Below are 908 nucleotides of genomic sequence, written 5' to 3'. Positions count from 1 at the left end.
ACTCTTAAAAAATGTAAGCAAGCATTTAAAAGTGAAAATGAATAGGAGGCTAACAGGCTCTTTTCTTTTTGAAAACAAACGAATAGTAATTAGCAATTCGGCAACATGTCGAAACTTGCGATGAATTAATAAAGGATATTCTTTTTTCCTGTAGAAAAAGGTCAAGGAAAGGAGGCATAAACATGAATTATAGTAATTTATTAAAAAGATTTCCTGAAGTTAACGAGGTATATATTTTAGTGAATTCATTTGAACTGTATTTAGGTACTCAGAAAATAAAAATTAAAATACAACAAGGCATAAAAAATAGAAAATATAGTTACTCAAATAGCCATCACTATCATGGGAGTAAACAGGCTGGACCATATACATCTTCTAGGTGTGTGATGATAGATTCTGAATTAGAAGCTTTACACGGCGCAATTGAAGAATTGACTAATTTTTACGATGAAAATGATTATAATGCTAAATGGATTGAAAATGAAGATTTCTAAATAATAAGCAAAAACTAATAGACTATTTTTTATATAATTTACAAATAGGAGGTTAATAAAAATGAATAACAGAGAGGATGCTATTTTAAATATAAGTCAATTTTTAACCTCAGATGAAAAATGCATGTTATTAACTGGTACACATCAATATGAAAAACATAAGTTAGTTTTAAAAATTATAAAAGAATTAATAAATGAAAGTTCTACAATTCTATTTAGAGTAAATGGTATGAATAATGTCAATTCAATATTTGAGAATAATAATTTAAAAGTTAAGCCTGGAATTTCGAAAAGAATAGGAAATCATAAAATTTTTATCGATTCAATTAATAGTATAACTTGGGATAAATCACCGTATAATATTGACTATGGAATTATTTATCCAATCGATTCAGTATGTAGATGTAAAAATAA

The 908-nt window shown here is 26.1% G+C and carries 2 protein-coding genes; both read left to right on the top strand.

Annotated elements, in window-relative coordinates:
* The first annotated feature begins 182 nt into the window (after positions 1-182).
* Positions 183-494 carry a hypothetical protein gene (locus RCF13_RS25445; protein ID WP_308141658.1) on the top strand — a complete coding sequence of 104 codons (312 nt, stop codon included), beginning with the start codon at positions 183-185 and terminating at the stop codon, positions 492-494.
* 61 nt (positions 495-555) lie between these two features.
* On the top strand, positions 556-908 hold a 353-nt coding region (locus tag RCF13_RS25440; protein WP_308141657.1), incomplete at its 3' end, for a hypothetical protein.

The sequence above is a fragment of the Stenotrophomonas maltophilia group sp. RNC7 genome (genome assembly GCF_030910085.1).
In the GTDB taxonomy this organism is placed as follows: Bacteria; Pseudomonadota; Gammaproteobacteria; order Xanthomonadales; family Xanthomonadaceae; genus Stenotrophomonas; species Stenotrophomonas sepilia.
Note: the sequence above shows the minus strand (reverse complement) of the source record. Positions and strands in the feature narration are given on the sequence as shown.